A 9,556-nucleotide genomic window follows, 5' to 3' on the forward strand; every position below is an offset into this window, starting at 1 on the left:
AATGGACGGGTTCACCCGATTTTTAGCCTCAGTAGCTTCATCGACTTTTAACAAACCCCTTCCGGAATATTCAGGCTGGGATTCTGTCGTTCCGCTTACAAAACGGGATCTCGATAACGACACTTCGCTGGAAAAGCCCTACATTTTCACGACCGAACAAGGTGAGCTTATTACCTTTTTCGACCTGCAGGGTGTTTTCCAGATTGTAGGGAAGGACCATTTTGCTGAAATGCTCAATGAGCTTTGCATGAGTCTTCGCCCCTTATGCAATAAATATGGTATCGATTTCTGGATTTCCTATGAGGAAGACCCCGACCGCGCTTATGACGAACTTGCGCGTATCGTTGCTCCGCAAATTATGGCCAGTCGCAGAATGGGTCTTAAGGTTGAGGATATCATCCGTTCGCGCATCTCCAAAAATGCAAGCCGCTGCCATTTCGAACAAAATTTCCTTGTGATGAAAACCGGTCTTCTTGCACTTGCCAAGGAGACGATGAAGGAAGAGATGGGGGAGAAAGCCCGCAAACGTAAGGCGCTCAAATCCAATCAAATTCCTCAATATGGCCAGGATCTCGACACTATCTACGAATCGCTGCGCACATTGCACATCACAAACGTGGATCGTGTAATTGATAATTTCAGGCTGTGCGATAAGAGCGGAACCTCCGGTATTATGCTGCGCCGACTCGATGTTCATGAGGCGGCCAGAGGCGTTCGCATAATGCTTGAACGAGAGCGCACCTCACAGAACTGGGTTCCCAAACTTATTACTGACGGCCCTACACCACGTGGCCGTCTGAAGCACATTGATGATTTCATTCCGACCAAGCTGAAATGGCAAATATGCGTATCGAACCCGACCATTATCGAGGGTACCCCGTATATCGACACGGGCGAATTCGCGCACGCGAATATGCATATGGAGCTGGCGCCTCAGGAAATTCGCCAGTTCAGCGAACTCCTGCAGAACATGGACCGCACAATGCCATTTCGCTGTACGTTCCACCTGTCTCCTCGCGGCCTTGATAGCTGCAAACTCAGAGATTTCACCACTCAGCTTGTTGGCTTCTTTGGCCAGCCAAAGAAGGTTAAACAGGCTCTCGATTATCTGAAAGAGACAGATGAGCATGACCCGGTTATGGCCATGCAGTTTAATGTTTCCACCTGGGCTCGGGATACAGATACCTTAAAACGTCGTGTCAGCACGCTGGATTCGGCTATCCAGGGATGGGGGGTTTGTTCAATGTCCGGCGCAACCGGCGATCCGGTAGCTTACTGGACTGCCACAGTACCCGGTTTTTCTAAAGGAAATCCCTCCACAGTAATGACACCGCCACTGAGGGAAGCAGCTGAAATGCTGCCACTTGCCCGGCCAGCCTCACCATTCATTAACGGCTGGCTTCCGATGTGTACTCCGGACGGGAAAATCATTCCACTCCATTCCTATTCCGATCTGCAGGACACTTGGATTCGAATCTCATCAGGCACGCCAGGTTCAGGTAAATCCCTGAAGATGAACGTGACAAACTTCGCATTCGCAGTCGCCCCGGGCTACTCCAGCCTGCCTCTAATGTTGATGCTTGATGTTGGTAAAAGTTCGTTTGGCACGATCTATCTCATAAAAGACGAACTACCCGAGCATCGCAAAAATGAAGTGATGGCTATTGAGCTCGAAAACAGTCGTGAATACTGCACCAATATTTTCGACACACAGCTCGGGCTTCGTCAGCCCCTGGCTCACGAAAGGGAATTCATAAATAACTTTATTAAGCGTCTTTGCGCGCAGCGGAAAACAAATGAAGAGGGCGTCACTTCTTTGCAGATCCCTGAAGGGGTCGAAGGCTTCGTCTCCCAGCTCATCGACATGGCGTACAAAGCTACTGAAAATCCTGAATCTCAGTTCCATTACGAGACTGGCCGGGATCTTAAAGTGGACACGGCACTTGCTGAGATCCGTCAGACATCCGAACGAGATGAACGTTGGTGGGAAACGGTCACCTGGTGGGAAGTGGTTGATATGCTTTTCGACGCTGGCCATCCTCAACTGGCAGCGTCTGCCCAGCGCTTCGCTGTACCGGAGTTCACCATGTTGTCGAGTATTGCGGCATCAGAGCAACTCAGCAACCTGTACCCGGAATTAAGAGTCAATGAAACCAGCGAAACTATCCAGCAGTATGTAATACGTCATTTACGTGACGTAGCGACAACCTTCCCCATGTTCGCTGGCCGCACGCGTTTTGAAATATCTCCTGAAACCCGAATTCTGTCTGTGGAACTCGGAAAGGTGCTGGCTACCAAAAAAGAACATGCTGGCCTTTTCTATATGCTGGCGCGGCATCTCGGTACCCGTAGCTTCTTCCTCGATACCGAAACATTCATGCCATACTGCCCCGACCGTTATAAGGCGCATCATGAAGCGCGCATCCTGGCCAACCGGGCTGAGAAACGAATGATCGCCGCCGATGAAACGCACAACTTTAGCGACGATCCCTTCACGTCAAATCAGTTTGTTGTTGATGGGCGCCAGGGGCGAAAATTGGGCCTTGTCATCGAGCTGGTATCACAATACCTCAAAGACCATCACCCACTGATCCGCGAAGCAGCTACTGATGTCTTTGTTCTGCGTGGCGGCAGTTCAAGTGATGAAAAAATCCTTCAGGAAGAATTTAAGGTCACGCCTGAAACAATCATTCGCTTGCGCCGTGAATGTCGCGGCCCCGGGCCGAACGGCGCTAACTTCCTTGCTTTCTTCAAGACTCAGCTTGGCAACGTCTGCCACATCCTGAATAACACCGCGAGCGCTACGGAGTTATGGGCCTTCAGTACCAGCCAGAAAGACACAATCATTCGTGATGAGCTTTACAAACGTTTTGGTACAGACGTTGCGCGATCGCATCTGGTTAAACGTTTCCCTTCTGGTAGCTCCGCGAGCTACCAGGAACGCATCAAGGAACGAGGACTTAATCAGGAAAACCAGACCGTAGCAGGATACCTGATCGAAGAGTTATCAAAAGAAATCCGGGAGGGAGCATAAGATGAATTTTCGAAAAAAATTACTGGTTCTGGTTATCGGCTGCGGTGTCAGTGCCGGGGCGTGGGCTGTCTATCCCGTTACTGATGCGGCGCTGATTACTGTTGTAAAAACAGGTTTCAATGCAATTGCACTGCAGATTAGCTCGTTTCAGACGCAAATGGGTACTTTACTGACTCAAATTGGCTCTTCGATCAATCAGAACGGCAGCAAAGTGGCAACGACCGTCGAAGCTGCAGCAAAAGCCGATCGGGAATTTCAGACGGAAAAAAGCCGTCAGGAGCGCATCAATAAAACTAAGCACGATCTGGAGGTTTCCAGCAGTATTTGTAGTGAATCCGCATCGGGTGGTGCCACTTCTGTATCTTCCGGCAGCAGTGCAGCGAAGGGCTCTTTGCGCCCTGGTGGGGGCGGGGTGGCTAACGCAAGTATCAATAATGCCGTAAATAAACCAGCAGTAAACCCGACAGCTGACGCTTCTCGCTCTGCAGCCGTTCACGCTAAATACTGTGACGCGATTGATTATGCGGCATACGGCGGCTCTGATGCCTGCCCGGCAGTAAATACCAGTATGCCCGGTGCAGACAAGCGTGTTGATTCTCTTATGACAGGGGCAGGTAAGGATGGGAAAAAACCTGATCTTACCTTTTCTCAGGAGCAGACCGACGTTGCCCGGATGTATATCCAGAACTCGACGCGCCGCTCGATAAGCAAAGACCTGACAAAAGCTGAAGCAAGCAGTGCGGCCGGGAAAGTGTACCTGGGCGTCACAACCCAAATGAATGCTTCCATCAGCGCTGCGGCTGACCCTCAGGAACGTATGCTTGCTGAACGCCAGCCACTTGATGAAACGAAAGAGCTGCTGCAGGAAGCCCTTCAGTCACCAAGCGCGAAATCCTATTTCGACGAAACCGCGTCAGACGTAGCCCGTTCAACGGGGAAAATGTCGAAAGCCGAATTCCTTCAATTCGAAGTGGGTCGCAGATATGCAAATACTGCATATCAAAAGGACCTGCAGGAGATGGACGGGGAAAATCTTCAGCGGGAAATCATCCGAGTAAATGCCCTCCAGAATTCACTGCTTCTGGAACTGCGTAATGAAATTCAGGCTGGTAATGTCGTGGCCGGACAGCAGCTCGCTTCACAGGTCCGGGCTGAATATGGTCCGTTACTCGATAAGCAGTATCAGGCGATCGGTGCACGCATGGGTGGAGAGTAATCATGAAATTGAAAACTATTGGCAAAGCCGTATCCTCTCCAATCTGGGTACCGTTACTTCCGCTTGTCTACACCATAAAGCGACTGCAGCGAACTCACGATGACAGCCGCGCCGTTATCGGTGATCTCCATGCCGACATACGGCAAAAGCTTGCCGCGCGCAAAGGCCAGGCCCGGACGGAGGACCAACAGGAAGACAGTGCAGAACTGTCGTTTGAAGAGGCTGTACAGCTTGCTGAAAGAAATGCGGCCATCCGTGGACAACAGTACAGTCTCGCAGAAGTGCGACAGATGCTGGTCATTCGGAAGCGAATGATCCTGGCGCTGGCATATTTAATTTTTCTGGGAGGCACGTTTACCCTGATTCGTACTTCCATGCTATTTGGCATGGGTATGTTAATTTTCTCAGCATCTATGATGTTGTTTGCCGTGCCGGCACAGTTCCGTATCTGGCAAATTGACAACCGGCGTTTAAGCAAAAGCGAGAAGGGGGGATTTGCTGATTTTCGGGCTGAAACAAACTGGGTGCGCGATACGCTTAATCCGCGCCTGAAATCACAGATAAGCAGAACTCTTCTGACGGCTCTGCTTGTTGTTTCCCTGGGCGCACCTATAGCTGGCCATGCGGAGAATCTAGATGATCTTACAACGGCTGCCGATCGCGGTACCGACATTAGCCGGCAGGCAATGGTGACTCTTTTTGGCCAGATCGTTAATGACCCTTTGAACGGTATACTCGAGGACGGAGGGGACAGCCTGGTCTCTCAGGTCCTCAAAGTCTTCAGCTCTACTCTCCTCATAGTCGGCACTGCCATGGGCGGTTATATCATTCTGAGGAAGACCAGCCAGACAGCGCATGATGGTGTATTTCTGGATAAGGACCAGGCATCAGTATGGATGCCTATCCGCGTCCTGGCGGCATTTTCACTCTTAACTCCACTACCTAATGGGTGGAGTCTGAGCGCACTGCTAATGCTTTACGCCGCGGCAAAAGTTGGTGTGGGCGGAGCGAATATTGCCACAGACCTCACAGTAGATGCGTTTATGAATGGTCAGTCGTTTGTACTGCAACCTGCAGCGCCTTCAACTGTCGAATTATCACGTTCTCTTTTTGAGGCGAACCTCTGCATGTTCGGCATCAATGCCAGCCTCGATAACCTCAATTCTGTTGGCGGCTTTTCTTCAGCAGGCGACTATATCAACCAGTCTGGCTTGGCCGGTGACAATGGTTTCATTCTCAAGTCCCGTAGCTATACGTGCGGTGGAGCGACTATCGCCGTGGAAGAAGATCAGTCATTACTGGCAAAGCTTGGCATTTCAGCTGATGTTGACATTAATGCGATTCGTGAAGCTCACGCTACCGGCCTTAATGAGATGCAACGAGCTCTGCGTGATGGCGCACAACAATTCGTAGACGGTGTGCTGGCCCGCCAGCAGAACGAAAACGCCAATCTGGTAAACGCGGAAGCTATCATCCAGAACGCCAGTCAGATTTACGAGAACAAGGTAACAGCGGCCATCAGGTCATCAAATATTAATAGCCAACTGAAAAACCTCACCAGCCAGGTCGGGGACACCATCAAGACTGAAGGATGGATGTCGTTAGGAAGCTGGTATCAAACTTTAGCCGTTGCGAATAATCGTATTGGGAATACAGCAGCCGCTAAAGGCTCGGCATTTGGTGCATCAACGGGGCAAGGCCCTGCAGTGGATGATGAGTATCGACTCGTCATGAGCGCATATCAGGCACAGCGCTCCGTAACTGACAATTCAAGTGCTGGAGTTCTAACAGCAAAATCATCATACGAAGCTAACAACATTACTGACGCATCAAGTTTTCTTGGATACGTATTTAATACAGCAGGTCAGTCTCTTACAACCAAACTGATCAATTTGTCACAAAATGACTCCGGACAAGTGAACCCAGTCATTGCTATGAAAAACCTTGGCGATTACGTCATAACAAGTTCAGAGGCAGGAATACTGAGCTTCGCCGCAATCAAAGCATTTATGGCTGGAGCAAACGAATCACTTCTTGGAAATGTTATTAACAAATTCTCAGGTGTAGGTAAAGCAATTGAGTCGTTAGCTGAGTCTCTGGGTGTTTATATTAACCTTAGCTTTATAATGTTAATTGGATGCGGGATAACATTAGCAATTTACATTCCTCTGATGCCGTTCTTAATATGGCTTGCAGCGTGCGTAAATTATTTCGTCATAATAGGCGAGGCCATTTATGCTTCAGCTTTATGGGCCTTTGCCCATTTGCTAGGCAATGGAGAAGGCATGGGGCAAAAAACTACCCACGGCTACATTTTCATTTTGAATCTAATGTTCAGACCAACATTAATGGTTGGAGGGTTTTTATTAGGCGGAGGTATCGTCATCATTGGCGGAACGTTACTAAACAAATTCATGCCCGCCGCAATGGCTAATGCTCAGTTTGATTCAATAACAGGAATAGCAACTCTTATCGGATATTTAGTTTTATATTGTGGAACAGCTATTGCTCTCGTGGGTTCTTCCTTCTCATTGATTAATGTTGTACCTGATCAAGTTATCAACTGGGTAGGAGGACATATGAGTCAAAGTCTCGGCAGAGATATGTCTGACAAAGCTGCACATTCAGTTAACGTTCTGGCTAATAAAACTGAAAGTGGACTTAATTCAGGGAGTAGACAACCGCGATCAAATCCTTCAGGCAATTCTAACGGTGGCGCACCAAAAAACAGTATAAAATAATAATCATTAAAAGGGGTATTTATTGCCCCTTCTTAAGATATGTGCTATTTTATAAGTAGTTAAATACCCTGAGGCCGTTAAAATGAAAAATAATTTAAAAACTGGCGTAGTGGAAAGAATTACAGGTAATGCTGTCACCTTAAAAGTGGGTGACAAGTGTGAATACATTGAGCTAAATGATGAAATTACATCAGGGCTATCTCTCGGCGATACAGTGAGAATTGTTTATACAAACGGTCGCATGGTTCGTGTATTTAATATTTCCACTGAAATACTATACGAAACAGACGTAAATCTGACCAAGTCCGGTTTCACGAAAAAACTAAGCCTCATTTTCATGATTACATCTGTGATTTGCGCCATACCGATTATCGGGGCGCTCGTAGGATTAGTGTTAATCGCTGGCATCATAGGCTCCTCCATTAAGTATGGAAACAGTGTACTGGCAAAGGTTACTGCACTGAGCATTGCCACTGCGATGGCCTATATAGCGGTTGCAACGACCTTGATGATAAATGGACATTTCCTGCTGTCATTTATTGTATGCACAGCTGTTGTTTACGTAGCGCTAACCCTAGCTTCAAAGATTCAAGATTCTCAAGCTTTGGCACTCAGCAAAGTTGCCGTTGCTGATGATCATTGTTTGAATTTCAAAGCAGTAAACTTATAATGTCGTAAATCCGTCGCACAATCGACGGTCGGGCTTGGAACCCCGTGATGCATAGTACAGTCCCCAGCAATGGCGGGCTGGGCGTGGCGCTACTTGTAGCGGCCGGTAGTGCATCCGGGTTCCAAACCATGTTCAGTTCGCCACCAATCCTGCTTGGAACCAGTTTTGGCGCGCTTAATGCACTAATATTTGGGACTGAAACCTATGCAAACACAAATCACCTGCGGTGATCACCGCAACTTCACCTTCTCCAATGACATCCACATCAAGGCCGGCTTCCACCTCACCGTATTCATTGCTGACAACTGCAGCATAACTGCAGGGGCTGAATCTTACATACAGTGCAGAAACAACTGCGTTGTTATCGCAGGAGACAACAGCAGCATTGATACTGGCGCTTTTTGCAACGTAATCACTGGTTCAGATTCAACAGTGACCGCAGGACCTGGATCATCCGTCGCGGCCGGAGAAGGAACCGAAATTCGCTTTCAGTGGTGGTGTGGGAATGACCTTGAAACGACGATCGGGAAAGTTGGAGAGAAGGGCCTGATGCCAGCTGTTAAGTACCTCATTGTTGATGGCCGCATCACAGCCATTAATTAAATAGCGTGACGCACTATCACCAGGTTGCCGTTCATGCAGTCAATTGGTAAATCGGGGGTCCCTCCGGGTTCCGATTTAGTGGTTGACGGCGATACCTTGAAAAACCCTTTTTATGGGGGGTAGAACCCGCAAGGAGGCTACCCCCATGCTGAGCCAATCATAGCCTTTCCATGCACCTGGCCAACGAAGCCACCATTACCAGACATTTCCGCCATATCTAATATCAAAAAACCTACTAGTGGTCCTGACAGTAACAGTATCATTTGGTAATTTAGTACCAGCTGCTCACTGGACATCATATGAAACCGCGATTAGCTTATCCTAAACTGTAAAATGGAATTGTTTATGAATGGGAACATTGAATTACTTAATTACAGCCAAGAAGCGATAAAGTTTCTTAATGAAACAGAACGGAATGTTTCGCGAATATTTCCCTTATCAGCGTATGTAATGCGGAAAGTAATAGACCTTATTTCAAAAAGCACAAAATTTATATTACCTAACTGCGCTGACTTTATAGACGTCGAAAGTTTCAGCCAAACACATCTCGATTTAGCACGACTTCCATATCCGGTAGTAACCTTTGAAATCCCCTGGGTAAAAGATACTCCATTAAAGGAATACAAAGATTTCCCCAATACACTTTCAACCAAACGCATTGCCTTGTGCATCGATTATTCAGATGAGCATAAACATCTTTGCCCTGTACCTAACCTGGATAGACTGCTGGAAAGCTTTCCGCAGGGTGGTGTATTAGTTTTCTCTATCTACTTTAACGACCGCGATAAATCGTGGGTTTTATGCCAGGGCGGCTCATTCGTTCCATACGATAACCATCTTGAGAAGCTAAGTGAAGCAAAGCTCCAGTCACTACCAGCTTCTGTTCTGGCCACAGAACAACTTAAATCAGCTGGCCAACTACCAGAGAAAAACCTCACACAGTTTATCGTTGAGCCATTCATCGCATTGCCGGAGTTCGCGAGTGAAATGGAGAGAGCCATGGGGGGACGGGATAAACTATTCGCAGATATCATTCTGAATACACGGGATGAAGTTTTTGCTTACATAGGTGCCTGTAGCCTTCTTAACTGCGCTAACGTCATCGTCGAACCTGTCATTGCAACCACCCCGGATACATCGAGGAAACTCCCTCCATCCGCGCGTATGACCTGCTCCCCGTTGATTAGTACACCCCGATGTTAGTAATGTCTTCATAAGCCACATGAGGACATCCCCATGAAGAAGCGTTTTTCCGACGAACAGATCATCAGTATTCTCCGCGAAGCCGAAGC

The 9,556-nt window shown here is 48.1% G+C and carries 6 protein-coding genes; all 6 read left to right on the top strand.

Features of this window, described 5'->3' with window-relative positions:
- Window position 1: 1 nt before the first annotated feature.
- The 6 genes from ACHH0Z_RS23950 to ACHH0Z_RS23975 all read left to right on the top strand — a co-directional run bounded on the left by ACHH0Z_RS23950 (window position 2) and on the right by ACHH0Z_RS23975 (window position 9,467).
- Window positions 2–3,034 (top strand): hypothetical protein, encoded by a 3,033-nt coding sequence (locus tag ACHH0Z_RS23950; RefSeq protein ID WP_045409095.1) that lies wholly within the window; start codon window positions 2–4, stop codon window positions 3,032–3,034.
- A 1-nt stretch (window position 3,035) separates the two neighbouring features.
- The gene (gene traW, locus ACHH0Z_RS23955; RefSeq protein WP_045409097.1) at window positions 3,036–4,250 is read left to right on the top strand and encodes a conjugal transfer protein TraW; all 1,215 of its coding nucleotides are present in this window, start codon (window positions 3,036–3,038) and stop codon (window positions 4,248–4,250) included.
- Between the two features lie 2 nt (window positions 4,251–4,252).
- Complete coding sequence (locus tag ACHH0Z_RS23960) at window positions 4,253–6,991, top strand: DotA/TraY family protein (protein ID WP_052672925.1); 2,739 nt, start codon at window positions 4,253–4,255, stop codon at window positions 6,989–6,991.
- Window positions 6,992–7,073: 82 nt separating this feature from the next.
- Window positions 7,074–7,661, top strand: coding sequence for a hypothetical protein (locus ACHH0Z_RS23965; RefSeq protein WP_045336795.1), 588 nt, complete (start codon window positions 7,074–7,076; stop codon window positions 7,659–7,661).
- Between the two features lie 204 nt (window positions 7,662–7,865).
- Complete coding sequence (locus ACHH0Z_RS23970; RefSeq protein WP_045336798.1) at window positions 7,866–8,264, top strand: hypothetical protein; 399 nt, start codon at window positions 7,866–7,868, stop codon at window positions 8,262–8,264.
- Window positions 8,265–8,609: 345 nt separating this feature from the next.
- A complete protein-coding gene (locus ACHH0Z_RS23975) occupies window positions 8,610–9,467 on the top strand; it encodes a hypothetical protein (RefSeq protein WP_395149601.1) in 858 nt (285 codons plus the stop codon).
- Window positions 9,468–9,556 lie beyond the last annotated feature (89 nt).

Origin of the sequence: Enterobacter cloacae complex sp. 2024EL-00227 (genome assembly GCF_043945315.1) — a bacterium.
In the GTDB taxonomy this organism is placed as follows: domain Bacteria; phylum Pseudomonadota; class Gammaproteobacteria; order Enterobacterales; family Enterobacteriaceae; genus Enterobacter; species Enterobacter roggenkampii.